Annotated in this window: 7 protein-coding genes, 2 tRNA genes and 1 pseudogene; 2 read left to right on the top strand and 8 right to left on the bottom strand. The window is 46.1% G+C overall.

Annotated features, from left to right (window positions below; translation table 11 throughout):
• Positions 1-145 precede the first annotated feature (145 nt).
• Positions 146-1156, top strand: coding sequence for a UDP-glucose 4-epimerase GalE (gene galE, locus NG78_RS00415; protein WP_004135434.1), 1011 nt, complete (start codon positions 146-148; stop codon positions 1154-1156).
• A gap of 56 nt (positions 1157-1212) precedes the next feature.
• Here the strand turns inward: galE and NG78_RS00420 are convergent.
• The 6 genes from NG78_RS00420 to nrdD all read right to left on the bottom strand — a co-directional run bounded on the left by NG78_RS00420 (position 1213) and on the right by nrdD (position 8680).
• Positions 1213-1285 (bottom strand) — tRNA-Phe (locus tag NG78_RS00420).
• Between the two features lie 42 nt (positions 1286-1327).
• Positions 1328-1401, bottom strand: a tRNA-Asp gene (locus tag NG78_RS00425).
• 98 nt (positions 1402-1499) lie between these two features.
• The gene (locus tag NG78_RS00430; RefSeq protein ID WP_004135431.1) at positions 1500-3533 is read right to left on the bottom strand and encodes an ABC transporter ATP-binding protein; all 2034 of its coding nucleotides are present in this window, start codon (positions 3531-3533) and stop codon (positions 1500-1502) included.
• Positions 3533-5455, bottom strand: coding sequence for an ABC transporter ATP-binding protein (locus NG78_RS00435; protein WP_004135424.1), 1923 nt, complete (start codon positions 5453-5455; stop codon positions 3533-3535). Before NG78_RS00435 ends, NG78_RS00430 begins: the two co-directional genes overlap by 1 nt.
• Positions 5456-5521: 66 nt before the next feature.
• Entirely contained in the window at positions 5522-6229 is a 708-nt protein-coding gene (gene nrdG / locus NG78_RS0105910; protein WP_004135422.1) for an anaerobic ribonucleoside-triphosphate reductase activating protein, read from the bottom strand.
• Between the two features lie 75 nt (positions 6230-6304).
• A complete protein-coding gene (nrdD, locus tag NG78_RS00440) occupies positions 6305-8680 on the bottom strand; it encodes an anaerobic ribonucleoside-triphosphate reductase (RefSeq protein ID WP_230454158.1) in 2376 nt (791 codons plus the stop codon).
• Positions 8681-9719: 1039 nt separating this feature from the next.
• On the opposite strand from nrdD, the gene NG78_RS00450 reads away from it, so the two are divergent.
• Positions 9720-10142, top strand: a complete 423-nt coding sequence (locus tag NG78_RS00450; RefSeq protein ID WP_004127651.1) for a DUF3052 domain-containing protein — start codon at positions 9720-9722, stop codon at positions 10140-10142.
• 168 nt (positions 10143-10310) lie between these two features.
• Here the strand turns inward: NG78_RS00450 and NG78_RS00455 are convergent, their stop codons facing one another.
• Together NG78_RS00455 and NG78_RS00460 are read right to left on the bottom strand one after the other, a co-directional pair.
• Positions 10311-12026 carry a DEAD/DEAH box helicase gene (locus NG78_RS00455; protein WP_004135415.1) on the bottom strand — a complete coding sequence of 572 codons (1716 nt, stop codon included), beginning with the start codon at positions 12024-12026 and terminating at the stop codon, positions 10311-10313.
• Positions 12027-12444: 418 nt separating this feature from the next.
• Positions 12445-15681, bottom strand: a pseudogene (locus tag NG78_RS00460) (GA module-containing protein); the annotation flags it as partial.

The raw sequence follows: 15681 nt of genomic DNA, 5'->3' as shown, positions 1-15681 counted from the left end.
GGGCAAATAATGAGAAAAATTTGTGCGCAAAACGCCGATTTTATAAAAAACTGCAATTAAGCAGCACTCAAATTTATAGTTCAGTTTGGCGAGATATAATTGCAACGATTACACAAAGATACAAAATTAAGAAGAAAGGTCAATAATGACTGTTCTTGTTACAGGCGGATGCGGTTACATTGGAGCACACGTAGTTCACGCCTTACATAAAATAAATCAGAATGTTGTTGTAGTAGACGATTTAAGCTACGGAAAGCCTACTCGAATCGAAGGCGCTCGACTTTATGGCATGGATATTGCCTCTCCAAATGCCGGAGCGCGCCTTGCGCAAATCATGAAGGACGAGAATGTTGATTCCGTAATTCATTTTGCTGCCAGAAAGCAGGTTGGCGAGTCCGTTGAAAAGCCGCTTTGGTATTATCAGCAGAATATTAACGGTATGCTGAATGTTCTTGAGGGCATGAAAGATAGCGGAGTGAAGAAGCTCGTATTCTCGTCTTCCGCAGCAACTTACGGCGTTCCACCTGTTGATGTTGTGCCAGAAGACGTTGTTCCTATGATTCCAATCAACCCTTACGGACAAACTAAGCTTTTTGGCGAGTGGATGGCGCGCGCTTGCGAGCACACTTACGGCATTCGCTTCTGCGCACTGCGTTATTTCAATGTTGCAGGCTGCGGTCCGGTGGAATTAGAAGATCCTGCTATTTTGAACCTGATTCCTATGCTTTTTGAACGTTTGCAGCGCGGTAAAGCTCCTGCTATTTTTGGCGACGACTACCCTACTGCAGATGGCACTTGCATTCGTGACTACATTCACGTTTCGGATTTGGCAGACGCTCATCTTGAAGCGCTTAAGTATTTGGATCGTGACGAACGCAAGTACGACGCTTTTAATGTTGGAACTGGTAAAGGCACTTCCGTTCGAGAAATTGTTGAAGAAGTACGAAAAGTTACAGGCCTTCCATTTAAGGAAACTGTGATGGATCGCCGAGCAGGAGACCCTCCTCAGCTTATTGGCAGCCCGAAGCGCATTAATGAGGAAATGGGCTGGTATGCTCGCTACGATGTAAAAGATATTGTGGAATCTGCTTGGGCAGCTTGGCAAGCAAATCCTGAACATCATATTGACGTTGAATCGTGGAAGCAGATTGACTAGTAGACTGACTAGATAAAGCAAAACGCGCGACAAAATTGCCGCGCGTTTTTTGTTTGTGGCTCCGAGCGGGATCGATCCGCTGACCTAGCGATTTTCAGTCGCTCGCTCTACCAACTGAGCTACAGAGCCATGATGAATAAAAAACCCGGCGAACCGGGCCTTTACTAATCGCGACCCCGGCCGGACTTGAACCGGTGACCTCCGCCGTGACAGGGCGGCGCTCTAACCAACTGAGCTACGGGGCCGTGGCTTATTCTCTCGAACAGCCGAGTCACTATCTTACAGAATCCTCACCAAAAAGCAAGTGCTCAGCTCTTTCGGCGTGTTGCCCACAAATAAAACGCTACTCAAGCTCAATCGCGCCAGTGCAAAGCTGATAATACTCCCCGCGCTTAGCTAACAACTCCTCGTGAGAACCACGCTCAATAATTTGGCCGTGATTCAAAACCATAATCACATCCGCATTGCGAACCGTAGAAAGCCTGTGCGCAATTACAAACACAGTGCGCCCTTCCATAAGCGAATCCATGCCGTGCTGCACTAAGGCCTCAGTATGAGTATCGATTGAAGAAGTTGCCTCATCCAAAATAAGCACCGGCGGATTTGCAACAGCCGCACGAGCAATCGCAATAAGCTGCTTTTGACCTTGCGAAAGATCTTCTCCTCCGCCAGTAAGCTTTGTATTATAACCATCTTTAAGTTTAGAAATAAAAGCATCAGCATGAGCTAATTTTGCAGCATTAACACAATCTTCATCGCTAGCATCTAGGTTTCCGTAGCGAATATTATCCATTATTGTGCCTGTAAATAAGTTCACGTCCTGAAGAACTGTGCCAATAGCGTAACGCAAATCCGTTTTTAGAATATCTCGCACGTCAATTCCGTCGTACAAAATCTGACCGTCGTCAATATCGTAAAAACGCGTAAGTAAATTCGCAATAGTAGTTTTTCCAGCACCCGTAGCGCCAACTAAAGCAACTTTTTGCCCCGGCTTTGCAAACCAAGTAATATCGTGCAAAACAGGCTTTTTGGAATCGTAGCCAAACACAACGTCTGTAAAGCGCACGTCTCCTCGAAGCAAAGTGTATCTGCCATCTTCAGAAGTTAGAGCGTCTCGTTTTGCGTTGCAAACCACCTCTTGAGCCATTTGACTTAATTCCTGAGCGCGCTTAGTTGCTTTAGTTCCGTTATCTTTAGCATCACGCTTCCAAGCCCAATAAATATTCGCGCCTTCTTCTTTTTCGTCAACTTCTTGCAAAACTTTAAATGTTGATTCGCTAGAAAGCTGCTTAGAAGATTGGCAAATCTTTACTTTTACAAGGCGAACAGTGCCAGCATCCGGCTCAGGATCTTCGTCAAGAAACTCAAAAATGCGTGACGCTCCAGCCAAAGCCATCATAAGCGAATTAATTTGCATTGTAATTTCGCCAATAGGGTTAATAAACGCGCGCGAAAGAGTAAGAAGCGATATTAGTGTTCCAAGAGTCAGAGGGCCAGAAGAGGCAAGACCAAAAGTTGGAATTCCTGCAGAAACTGCCCACGCACCTAGCAAAGCAATAAGCACATAAAGAAGGTAGCTTGCGTTACTAATTACCGGCATTACATTATTTGCGTAAGAATTAGCATTTGCCGAAAGTTTTTGCACTTTTTCAGCGTAAATATCTAATTTTTTTGTTGTAGCGGCTTCGTGATTAAAAATTTTAATGACTTTTTTGCCAGTTGCTGATTCTTCAACGAACTTATTCAACTCTCCCAAAGCGTTTTGGAATTGTTCAAAAAGTTTGCCTGAGCGCTTAAGCATAAATCTGACTAAATACAGCAGCAAAGCCGTAAACACTGCCACGAAAGCGGCAACAGGAAGCGAAAGCCACATAATAGACACAAAGGCTGCTGTAATAGAAATAAGCGCAGAAAAAGAGTCCGGAAAAGCCCACGAAATCGCTTCACGAAGAACTTCAGTATCGTTAGTGTAGCGGCTCATAACATCGCCGTAGCCTTGAGAATCAAGGTACTTAAGCGAAAGCTTTTGCTGGTGCTTAAACATTGTGTTACGCAAATCGCGCATAACGCTTTCAGCAATTTGCGCAACAAGTCTGCTCCACAGCCAGCAGCTGAACACACCAACTGCATACACGCTTGCCATAAGAATTATCATGCGCAAAAGCGGCATCCAATCCGGATTATGCTTGCCAATAAGCGGAAGAATATACACATCCACAAGCGATTGCAGGAACATTGAGCAAGCCGCTTGAACAATAGAACTTACAATAATCGCGACTAAAATTACGAAAATTTTTGCGCGATAAACCATTACGCAAGAAGCAAGACGTTTTAGAGCTGGCCAATTTATTGCGCGAGTGTTTTTATTTTTAGTCATTATTCAACACCTTCTTCCGCAATATTTTCTTCACTTTGCACGCGACTTTTTGCTTGAGATGCAGCCATATTTTTATAAAGCTCGCAAGACTTAATCAATTCCTCATGAGAACCTTTGGCAAGTATGCGGCCGTTTTGCAAAACAACAATAATATCTGCGTGTTCGATTGAAGAGATGCGCTGAGCCACAATAATCTGCGTAGAATCCGGCATAAACTTCTTTAAACCTTCGCGGATTTTACGATCTGTTTTCATATCGACAGCGCTCATTGAGTCGTCGAGAATTAAAATTTTAGGCTTTCTTAAAAGCGCTCGAGCAATGCACAAACGCTGACGCTGACCGCCTGAAATATTCTTGCCGCCCTGCTCAATATAAGTGTTATAAGAATCTGGCAAATCGTCAATAAACTCGTCGGCGCAAGCAATTTTGCAAGCCTCGCGCAAATCTTCGTCGCTGGCATCCTTACTTCCCCAACGAAGATTTTCTGCAATAGTGCCACTAAACAGAATATTTTTTTGCAAAACAACGCCAACTTCTTCGCGCAAACTTTGCGGATTGTAATCTAAAATATTTGCGCCGCCAACAAAAATCGCGCCTTTAGTTACGTCGTAAAGCCTTGCAATAAGCTGCACAAGACTTGATTTTCCAGAACCGGTTGCGCCAACAATTCCAACAGTTGAGCCGGAAGGAATACTCAAGTTTATGTCATGTAAAATTTCCTGTTCTGCAGGAGTATTTACATCTGTATTATTTGAATTATCTGTACTGTCCGATTTATCTGAATTATCTGATTCATCTGAATTATTTGATTTCGTATACTTCAACGAAACATGCTCAAAACGCACAGAAGCGTCGGAAAGCTCGGTAAGTGGCTTAGAAGAAACAGTCTCAGTGTTTTTAGATTGCAGAACCGTTGCAATTCGATGCATAGAAGCGCGCGCTGTTACAGTCATAACAAAAACTGCAACCAAATTCGCGAGCGCAAATAAAATTTGCAGCGCATACACCACTAATGCCGCAAGATTTCCTGTAGTTAAGCCAAAAGCAGGATTATTTCCAGAAGCCACAATTTCGCGCGAAGCCATCCACGCAACAAGCAACATTCCTGTATAAAAACACAGATTAAACAGCGGAATACTGTAATTAAGCACATACTCTGCCTTAAGAAAATGCTCGTAAAGTTTAAGAGAAATCCGCATAAAACGGCTATTTTCATAATCTTCGCGCACATAAGACTTCACAACACGAATATTGTGTAAATTCTCACCAACCTGATTGTTCAGCTCGTCAACAATGCGGTAAATTCGCATAAATTTAGGCGCAACAATTGCAGCACCAACCGCCCCAATCAAACCAACAATTGGCACAAAGCTAAGAAAAACCCAAGAAATAGCAGGACTAATTGAAAAAGTAAACCACCAGGCGGCCACAATAATCACAACACTACGAACGCCTGAACGAATAATCAGCTGGTAAGCAAACTGCACATTCGACACGTCACTAGTCATGCGGGTTACAATCGTGCCGGTAGAAAACTTATCTAAATCAGAAAAACTTAAAAGTTGCAGTTGCGAAAAAATATTGTGCCGCAAATTCTTACCAAAACCGGCACTAGAATGCGCGCAACAAACGCCTGAAATAGCGCCTGCAATCACAGAAAACGCAGCAAAAATAAGCAACTGAAAACCGTAATACCATGCTGCGGAATTGGAGCTAGTTACAATGCCAAAATCAATAAGACTTGACATTACAGACGGAATCATAATTTGCATTGCCGCTTCAAAAATGATTGTTACGGAAGTAAGAATTCCAAGCAGACGATACTTTTTTAAAGAATGAAGAACGGTGCGTAAGGCGTGAGGAGCACGATTAGCGCGGTTTTTTGATTGTTTCGACGATTTTCGCGTTACTTCCTCCGCCATTGCGCCCCTTCCCTAAGTGATTCTTAAGTTCAATAGTATCACCTTTGAATATAAGGCAGTAAGGATTTATGAAGCATCGCCTTCGCCTTGTACGCGATCTTTGCCGTAAATTGACGGAATAAAACGCTCCTGATCGTGAAGCTTTTCCCAAATTACAGGAGGATCGTGCGGATTTTCCAAAGACTTTGGAACGTCAATAATTCGCTGATTGCTAGAGCCGCGAAATTGCAGAAGCGAATCGTGCAAATTCTTCATATAACGGCCGTCAACAAGAATATCAATGTAACGTAGCAACTCAAGCTTATCCGGAGTCTCCCCCGGGCGCATAAGCTCTTCCCAAGTGTAGCCGGTCCAACTCCAAATATCTTTTGTATTGCCAAACTCTTTTCTAATACGCTTGCAAAGAGGCAGCAAAATACCAGTATTAAGCAGCGGCTCACCACCAAGCAAAGTCAATCCTTGCACATAAGGCTGCGCCAAATCTTCCATAATTTGATCTTCAAGCTTTTGAGTATAAGGGTGGCCTGCGCGAAAATCCCAAATCGACTCGTTATAGCATTCAACGCAATGGAACGGGCAGCCGGAAACGTAAAGCGAGCAGCGAATACCCTCGCCGTCGGTCATCAAAAAACGCTTGTAATCGGCAACCATGCCCTGACTCATGCGTTCGCTAGACCATTGGCCAGCGCGAGGATTATTAGAAAGAGAGGTTGGAATCCAAGGCCCGCGGTTAACGTCTGCAGGTGAAAAATCGTGCAAACTTATGCGAGCCATGGTTCCAACCTTTAATTTAGCCTAGCTTTTACTTTATTTTATAATATTTTATTATATTTTACGCGACTTGACGCGTTACTTAGTCTCCTCGTACCATTCGCGAGATTCGCCATTATCCAGCGTCACATGACCAGTTTCGCCAGACATGTGCTTTACGCGGTGAGCGATTTCCTCGTGGCGGCCGTGAACCATTGGGCGCTGAACAGGATTGCCCAAGTAGCCGCAAGTACGCTTCGTGACATTGCACTTATCTGGGTCGCTGTTGCCGCACTCAGGGCAACGGAAGCCTTCTTTAGTTGGCTCAAAATCGCCCTGGAATCCGCAAACGAAGCAGTGATCAATAGGCGTATTCGTACCCAAGTAACCAATGCCAATCTTATAAGCGTAATCCCAAACAGCCTCCAAAGCCTTAGGATTTGCCTGCAAGCATGGGAACTCGCAGTAGTTAATAAAGCCGCCGGAAGCAAGATACGGGAAGTCAACCTCGTAACTAAGCTTCTCCATAGGAGTTGGCTGCAACCAAACTGGGTAATGGAAGGAATTAGTGTAGAAGTCGTGATCGGTAACGCCTTCAATGCGGCCGAACTTCTGACGATCCATGCGGTTAAAGCGGTCAGTCAAAGACTCTGCAGGAGTTGAGTAAACGGAATAGTGGTAGCCTTCCGCCTTCGACCACTGCTGGCAAAGCTTATTCATGCGGCGAACCAAAGAAAGCGCAAACTGCTTGCCATCCTCATTCCAGCTGTGATCCTTCATCCAATCCTTACCGAAGAACACTGCAGTAGTTTCGTACAAACCAATGTAACCAAGCGAAACTGTAGCACGCTCGTTACGGAACAGCTGATCAACGCTCTCATTAGCTTCCAAACGGCCAAAAGCACCGTAGCGGAACAGCGTTGGAGCGTTCACAGGAGTTGCCTGCTTGCAACGCATAATGCGGAATCGCAAAGCCTGGTGAGCAACTTCCATACGCTCGTCGAAAAGCTTCCAGAAGCGAGTTACATCGCCGTGAGATTCGAGAGCAATACGTGGCATGTTAACAGTTACAACGCCAAGATTCATACGGCCGTCTTCAACATCCTTGCCAGTCTTTGGATCAATCCAACCCTGAAGGAAGGAACGGCAGCCCATAGGAGCTTTGAACGAGCCGGTAATCTTAACAATGTTCTCGTAGAACACAACATCCGGATACATGCGCTTAGTAGAGCACTCGAGAGCAAGCTGCTTCAAATCGTAGTTCGGGTCGCCTGCATCCGCATTTACACCGTGCTTAATAGTAAACACAAGCTTAGGGAAGATAGCAGTGTGACGATCCTTGCCGAGGCCGCGAATACGGTTAAGCAAAATAGCGCGCTGAATTTCGCGAGCAAACCAAGAAGTACCCAAGCCAAAACCAACAGTTACGAACGGAGTCTGGCCGTTAGAAACACGGTTGGAATTAATCTGATATTCCATTGTTTGCATAGCATCGTAAATAGCTTTACGCGTCATAATCTTTGCGTAAACTTCACGAAGCTGGTCAAGCTCGCTCAAGCTCTCATCAAAAGGAGTGTCAGCAGGAAGCGGATCCCTGTCGGAGCAGTGAAGATTCTTAGGCTCCTGCGCCTTCAAACCGTCAATCATATCCTTCGCAACTTCAATCGGCGTAGAATCCGGGATCATAGCGTGAGCCATTGCCAAGTTCTTCTCATAATCGCACTTAGCGTAAGGCTCAAGCATTTCGTCGGCACGATTCACCGTCTGTCCGCCATACTGCGCGCCCGCAATATCCTTAATAATCTGCGTAACCTGAGTTGCGGCAGTGCCAATAGATTTTGGGCTATCCATCATTGCGTTACCAAGCGCAAAACCCTTAGCAAGCATATCGCCAAAATCAGGAAGAGAGCAGTTGCTCATGCAAGTAAATGGAGAATAATCAGCATCGTGGAAGTGAATATCGCCTTTCATATGCGCGTTAGAAACAGCGTGAGGAAGCATAGAGAACGCGGAAGCCTTAGAAACAGCGCCCGCAAGAAGATCGCGCTGAGTGGCGTAAACGTTGGAATCCTTATTTGCGTTTTCGCGCACAAGAGTTTCGTCACGATTCACAAGACGATTAACAGCTTCGTTAATATCGGTAGCCTTTGCGCGATCGATATCTCGGTTCAAACGGTAGCTCGTGTAGCAGCGAGCAACCTCGTAAAGATGATTTTCAATAAGACTGTGCTCAACCAAGGTCTGAATATCCTCGATTTTTGCAGGACCATTGTAACGATCTTGAATTTCAGCCTCAATACGATCCGAAATACCGCGAATCATCTGCTCTTCCTGAGGACCGACTTCCTTGCCTAAATCCTTAAAAGCAGCCTTAATAGCCATAATGATATTCATCGAATCGAAATCAACTACGCGACCATCGCGCTTTTCGACCTGCACGCGGGAAACTGGAGCTGCAGCTAAGTCATCATCCATGCGAATTGCTGCGCTCTTGGCGTCAGTTTCTTCCAAAACCTGCATCGGTACAGACCTTTCTCATAACACTGTTCTTCTAACTGTTCTCTCGTTGCGAAAAGCATTATTTTCGCAACGACTTGCTCTACTATAACTCAACTCATGCCCAATATCTAGGGAGAAACGCAAAGATAACAAACTATATATAGTGATTTATTTCACATTCGCGATTTTTGAGGCGTGTCGAGGAGGAGGTAGGCTTGATTGCTGGCGTGTTAAGTTTATTTAGTGTTGATTTTTTGTTTTAGACGTTCTTGAGTATCGTCTATGAGTTTTGTAACTGATCTAGTTTTTTGGTTTTGACGAGGCTAGAAAATTTGCGTTTGTGTGCGTCCCTGCTTGACGTTGCGCGAGTTTTGGAGGATTTCTCTCCTCGCATGCGCGACGACCTGCTTGAGCGCAGCATTGTGCGCGCGAAAGCAACTCGGAGCGTGAGCTTGCTCAAGTTGAAAGCACGGTGTGCTTTCAACGCAAGCTCAGTAGCGAGCGCGCCTAGACCGCGCGAGCGTTCCTTCGGGCGCTTTATTCTTAAACGTTTCTTAACGATACGCTCGCGTTTTACTACGCTCGCTTGCGAAACTCGCGTTGGAAGTCCACTGGACTTCCAACTTAAGCGAGTTTCCGCATTGAAGTGCCTCCGCGCGCTACGCTTTAAGCGCTCCGGCAAGTCAATGCGCCCAGTCCTCTTTTAGTGCTCGTAAAGAAATCCCCCAAACTCTGCATGCTAATTCGTTAATAACCGTGCCAATCGCAGAGATTTTTCGATTTTTCTTCTTCGCTCGGCGAATCAGCAGCCTTCGGCTCTGACGTTCACCTCGCTCAGTGCGAAAAATCTCAAATCTCACCACACGAATATTCCTACAACTAAAGTATCGCAATTAAGCTGCGGGTGAGTGTGTAGGTATGAGTGCCTGGCGTGGAGTGTGCAGCAGCAATGATGTAGGTGCAATACACGCCGTTATGGGCGCGCACTTCGTGACGCTTTGATATATTGAGTCACGTGGAACAGATAGCTTTTCAGCATGCACAGGAATTCGGATTCCAACCAGGAGACATTGTGCAACAATGGCTTTGGGACGACGATGTTGACGAAACAATTTGCGAAAGTATCGAACAGCTTACCGGCGAAGAATTGGTAGACGAAGATTACGATGCTGCTGTTGATGGCGTAATTATTTGGTGGCGCGACGGCGACGATGAGGACGAGCTTGCAGACACCATTATGGATGCCACAAATATGCTTGACGACGACGCCCCTATGTGGGTTCTAACACCTAAGCCTGGTCGCGAAGGTTCCCCAAGTTCTAGCACCGTGCAATCTGCAGCAAAGACGGCCGGAATGAACGCCGCAACGCCTTTAACTGTAAGCGCAGATTGGAACGGAATTCAGTTGCGCGCCTTCGGCAAAGGTCAAAGCAAGTAAGCAAGCAGTAAGCAGTCAGCAAGTAAAGCGACGACAGTTTCTTTACACTCACGTAGGGCAATTGTCGATATTTGGCGAGATTGCGTTATTTTTTATACAAGCACGTAAAGTAATTGTCACTTTTGCGCTTTTATGAAACAAATGACGGAAAATTCCCGGCAAATGTAGCTACTTCCTCGCCGCCCGTTCTCTTCCGCCGCGCTCGCCACGATTGCCGCGCCCGCGATCTCTTCCTTCACGATTGCCGCGCTCGCCGCGATTGCCACGATCTCGACCTCTTCCACCATGTCCGCGCCCTCGCCCGCGACCTTTGCGCTTCTGCTGCTCAGGCTCCGGCATGCTCCAGCCTTCCTGAAGCTCAGCCACATCTCCCACAATCTCATCTAAAACAGGCGATGCAGGATTTACGTCTTCAGCCTTAGCGTTAATTCCGGCTCGACGAAGCATAGTGTGCGCCGCGCGCTTCTGATTAGGCAGCACAAGAGTAACAACATCGCCTTCCTCGCCTGCACGAGCGGTACGGCCCGAACGATGCAAGAACGACTTCGGGTCTTCCGGCGGTTCAGTTTGCACAACCAACGCAACGTCACTAATATCAATGCCTCGCGCCGCAACGTCCGTCGCAACCAGCACACGCACCAAGCCTTCCGAAAACACAGCTAAATGACGATCTCGCTGATTTTGCGACAAATTACCCTGCAAATCAACAGCAGGAATACCCTGCTGCACGAACTTTTTCGCCATATTCTTCGCCTGATACTTCGTGCGCGTAAAGAATATGGAACGCTTGCATCCGGAAGCAAGCTTGCGCAAAACCTCGTACTTATCTCCCGAAGACACAGCAAAAATATGATGCGTCATAGTGTCAACCTGCGAATCAGCATCGTCAACCGCATGAATCACAGCGTTAGGAAGGAATCGATTCACAAGAGTAGAGACTTGCTTGTCTAGCGTGGCAGAAAACAGCATGCGCTGACCGTTAGGATCCACCTGCTCAAGAAGTCGCGTAACAGCCGGCAAAAAGCCCATATCAGCCATTTCATCAGCCTCGTCAAGCACGCTAACCATCACTTTTTCAAGAGTTAACGCACCTTGCCTAATCAAATCTTCCAAACGACCCGGGCAAGCGAGCACGATTTGCGCGCCCTTCTTAAGCTGCGATACCTGACGCTGGTATCTAACTCCGCCGTACACCGTCACTGTGCGCATGCCGTAAGCCGCTGCAAGAGGAGCGATTACATCGTCAATTTGATGCACAAGTTCGCGAGTTGGCGCCAAAATCATTGCGCGAGGAGCTGGAATATCGCCACCTTCGTTTTTACGACTATTTTTTCCGTGGTTGATTAAATCAACGAAATTTTCTGCCAATCGCGAAACCAACGGAATCGAAAATGCTAAGGTTTTGCCGCTTCCTGTGCGACCGCGGCCTAGAATATTCGCGCCTTGCAAAGAATCCGGAAGCGTGGCCTGCTGGATTGGGAAGGCTGTGGTTTTGCCATCTGCGCGCAAGACTTCTACAAGAGGATCTGGCACGCCAAGCTGCGTAAAAGTTACGTCGTCGCTATAATTTTCGCGCGATTCGATTGCGGAATCCGGAATAATTACTGAATTTTGAGAAGATTTATTGTTTTTAGCGAAATCTTTCTTATTATTTTCTTTTTTAGCGAAATCTTTCTTAGCAAAACCTTTTTTAGCAAAATCTTTCTTAGTGAAATCCTGCTCAGCCTCGCGAATTGCAGTCTCCTCGTAGCGCAAAGCTTTCTGACGCGCCTTTTCACGAGCCTTTTCTGCCTTACGATTGCGCTCTCTACGCGCATTAAATTCGTGATGATTATTCTTCGCGCCTCGCTTTTGACGATACGCAGCATTATGAGTATGCGGCACAATAGCCTTTCGTAAAAAATGTGTATTCAAAACTTAAATTTCAAACCGTGAACTAACTGAGCCTAGCACACGCGCCGCACAATCACGGCAAATGTGGTCAAATTCGGCAAAAACGACAACAAACGCCAGAGAAAAAACACGGCAAATGTGGTCAAATGCAGCCAAAGCGAAAACAAACGCCAGAGAAAAAACACGGCAAATGTGGTCAAATTCGGCAGAAGCGAAAACAAACGCCGAGTGAAAACACGGAAAATGTTTCCAGCAATGAAGGAAAGCAAAAGCCCCACCGTGAAGAATCACAGGTGAGGCTTTATATTTACTTATGCGATTAAGTAAGCCGGCTAAACGCACGACAGCTTACGAAATTCGCGCGATTTTCGTAGCTTTCTAAAGCTTTACTGGCTTTTAAGCCGCTCGCTTAGTTGTTGCTATGGCGAGAAGTACCGCGACGCTTGGCCACGAAGAACGCAGCACCAGCCGCAGCAACCGCAGCAAGCAAACCAAACACAGACACGTTGCTACCAGTCTTACTCAGCTTAGAAACACCACTCTTCAACACCTGAGCACGCACAGAAGCACGAACCTCAGCCGCATGAGCCTTAGCAGACGCCAAAGCCTTACGAGCAGCAGAAAGCTTCTGAGCCGCAGCATCAACCTGAGCCTGAGTTGCGTTAGGATCAGCCGCAACCTTCTTAGCCTCAGCCAAAGCAGCATCCAAAGCCGCCTGAGCCTTAGAAACTTGAGCATCAGCCTGCTTCACAGCCGGCGAATTTTCAACCGCAGCATTCACAGCAGCAGAATTTGCACCATTAGCATTATTAGCGTTAGCATCGTTGGTGTTACCAGAGTTTGTATTACCAGCGTTTGCGTTACCAGCATTACCAGCGTTACCGTTTCCAGCGTTTCCAGGCTGAGAATCAGATTCAGCACTATCAATCTGAACGTTCAACTCGCCCTTATCCACAGTAGTAGGCGCATTATCATTCACACCAAAGCCGTGCGAAGAATCACCCTCATGACCACCAGGAACAGGAGTTGGAAGCGGGCTTGGAAGTGGGTTCACATCATTATCAACAGAACCATAACCACTCAAAGCTCGAGCCGCAGCACGCAAAGCCTCAACAGCAGCATTAACATCATCCTGCGTGGCAGATGGGTCAGCATACACTGCGCGAGCCTTAGAAAGAGCCCTATCATAAGCGAGCTGCTTATCCGAAGGCGAAACAGTGTAAGACATGCGACGGCCGATATTACTATCCAAAGCAATCTCAGCTGCCAAATCCGTCTTATCAACATCAGCAGGAGTTGGGGTTGGCGTTGGTTCTGGAGCACGGCCGTTGAGAGCCTCAGCAGCGTCTTGCAACTTCTTCAAAGCCGCATCCAAAGCCTTCTGCTTATTCTCCTTGGTGTTCAATGTGATATCACCATACTGAGGTGTAGAGGCACCAGCAGCGCTAGGAGTAGTCAAATCAGTTATGAGCTTCTTAGCAGCTGCAAGAGCATCGTCGTACGTCTGCTTCTTATCAGTATCAGCATTGGTGTACTTTACATTAGCCTTAATATCTGCATCTTTAGCGATTTGCTGCTCAAGCAGCTTGGTGTTAACACCATCGAGGGCTTTACGTGCTTCTTCAAGCTTCTGAAGTGCGTCGTCTACTGCTTTTTGCGCCTTAGCCTCTTGCTCTGGAGTTCGTGGAGTAGTACCAGGCTTCTTATCATTTGCATTATCGTCGTTAGCCGTCTTCAATGCCGCTTCCGCGTCAGAGAGTGCCTTGTCAAATGCTTCTTTCTTCTCCTTAGAAGCGGTCGTGTACAGAGGGTCACCAGGTGTAGCCAGCTTAGTGGAATCGTTAGGATCAGCTGGCGTTGGCTTAAGCTTAGAATCCTTATCTACTTCAGCCTGAAGTGCATCAGTACTAACGCCCGCACCCTTAACTTTGTCATCAATCGCCTGCATTGCATTAAGAAGATCCTTGTACAGATCATTAACCTGATCCGCATTCTTAGCATCGCCTTGATCAGCTGTAGTTAGCTTTGTTGCATCCTTAAGATAACCATCGAAAGCTTTCTTCTTATTTTGATCATCGTCAGAATTAGTGAGCTTAGAATACTTGCCATCTGCCTTATCTTTAAACTCATTGGCTTTCTTCTTCAACTCTTCAAGGCGAGCCATTGCGGTATCGGTTGCAGTAGCATTGGCAAGCGCATTGTCGATGTCGTCCTTGCCAGTATCCTTGCCATCGTCATCCTTGATGTTGTGCGCATCAGTGGTGTTGATGATGTCTTCATACGCTTTCTTTTGCGCATCGTTCAAATGCTCAAGCTTGCCAATCGCTTCAAGCGCATCCTTAATCTTCTGGGCCTTCAGCGCGCGATCCGCAATAGCAGTTGGGTCACCAGACTTAGTTGCAGCCTTGATGTCCTCAATAGCCTTCTCTTTTTCATCTTTTGAAAGATTGCTATTGTTGATGCGTTCAATCTGCTTTTTCTTTTCATCGTCAAGTTGTCCATTTTGTGTTTGACTTGGATCCTTAACATTATTCTTCTGCGCGTTGCTCACTTGAGTGTTGATTGCATCTTTTGCATCCTTGATGGTTGCGTCAATATTAAGGGCGTCTTTAATCTGAGATGGCTTTGTAGCCGAATTAACAGTGTTTTTCGCCTTAGTAATAGCTTCCTTAGCAGCTGAAATCTTTGCTTTGACGTCGTCCGTTTTTTGAGCGTCCGTTAATGCAGACTCAGCGCTTGTAATCTCCTGCTCAAGTGCATTCAGCTTGGCGTTAGCCGCAGCCTTTGCATTAGTCTTGTTGATTTTGTTCTGGCGCTTGGCTGCATCAAGAGCATTCTTAATCTCTTCTGCAGTAGCAGTTGAGCCATCCTTTATCTTTTCTTCCAAAGTTGTAAGAACGGAATCTTTAGCAGATTTAGAACCAAGAATGTCATTGAGAGCTTTATCTTCATCCTTACCAGTGCCGTGATCAAGGAACGGAAGCTCCCCAACCTTAACCATCTCGTGCGCTTCGTTAAGATTCTTGGCATCGTCCAGAATCTTCTGCACTTCTTCAGGAGTTGTTGCTCCATTTGGATCTTCGGTCGTACCCTTACCGTTTATCTGCTCTTTAAGTTTCTTCTTTTCATCAGTGGTAAGGTTATTGAGATTGTCAATCTCATAAGAAGCTTTCTTCTTCTTATCCTCTAGCTCTTTATTCTTCTGTTCCTTCTGCTTTTTATCTTCCTCTTTTTTCTGCTCCTTTTCCTTCTCTTTCTTGGCGTTACCACCATTCTTGTTGTCGGTTATAGTTTGCTTCTTTGACGGATCGTTTTGATTCTCTTTGCCCTTATCAGCAGCATTCTTGAGAATTGTCTTAATCACATCGGGAGTTTGAGCTTGATCAATCTTACTCTCAAATTCCTTCTTCTGTTCAGGCGTAAGGTTTGGATTGCGCTCAATCATCTCCTTCGCCTTTTCCTTCATCTTATCCAGCTTGCTCTTCTCACCTGGCTTTGGAGCAGGCTCTGGCGTAGCCTTCTTCTTGTAAAGCTTATCTGCAGGCACAGTGAACAGAACAGTATCACCATTCTTAAACTCGGCACTCACGTAGTCATTATTATTTACGCTCACAGTAGTAATGCCATACGTTGTAGAATCGGACTT

It is taken from the genome of Gardnerella greenwoodii 00703Dmash (genome assembly GCF_000263635.1).
GTDB classification, from domain to species: domain Bacteria; phylum Actinomycetota; class Actinomycetes; order Actinomycetales; family Bifidobacteriaceae; genus Bifidobacterium; species Bifidobacterium greenwoodii.
Note: the sequence above shows the minus strand (reverse complement) of the source record. Positions and strands in the feature narration are given on the sequence as shown.

What these genes read in the sequence shown, in the direction of transcription:
- nrdG (WP_004135422.1), bottom strand. Translation starts at nt 6,229, where the DNA reads ATGGCTCGCATAAGTTTGCACGATTTTTCACCTGCAGACGTTAACCGC.
- nrdD (WP_230454158.1), bottom strand. Translation starts at nt 8,680, where the DNA reads ATGGATGATGACTTAGCTGCAGCTCCAGTTTCCCGCGTGCAGGTCGAA.
- NG78_RS00435 (WP_004135424.1), bottom strand. Translation starts at nt 5,455, where the DNA reads ATGGCGGAGGAAGTAACGCGAAAATCGTCGAAACAATCAAAAAACCGC.
- galE (WP_004135434.1), top strand. Translation starts at nt 146, where the DNA reads ATGACTGTTCTTGTTACAGGCGGATGCGGTTACATTGGAGCACACGTA.
- NG78_RS00430 (WP_004135431.1), bottom strand. Translation starts at nt 3,533, where the DNA reads ATGACTAAAAATAAAAACACTCGCGCAATAAATTGGCCAGCTCTAAAA.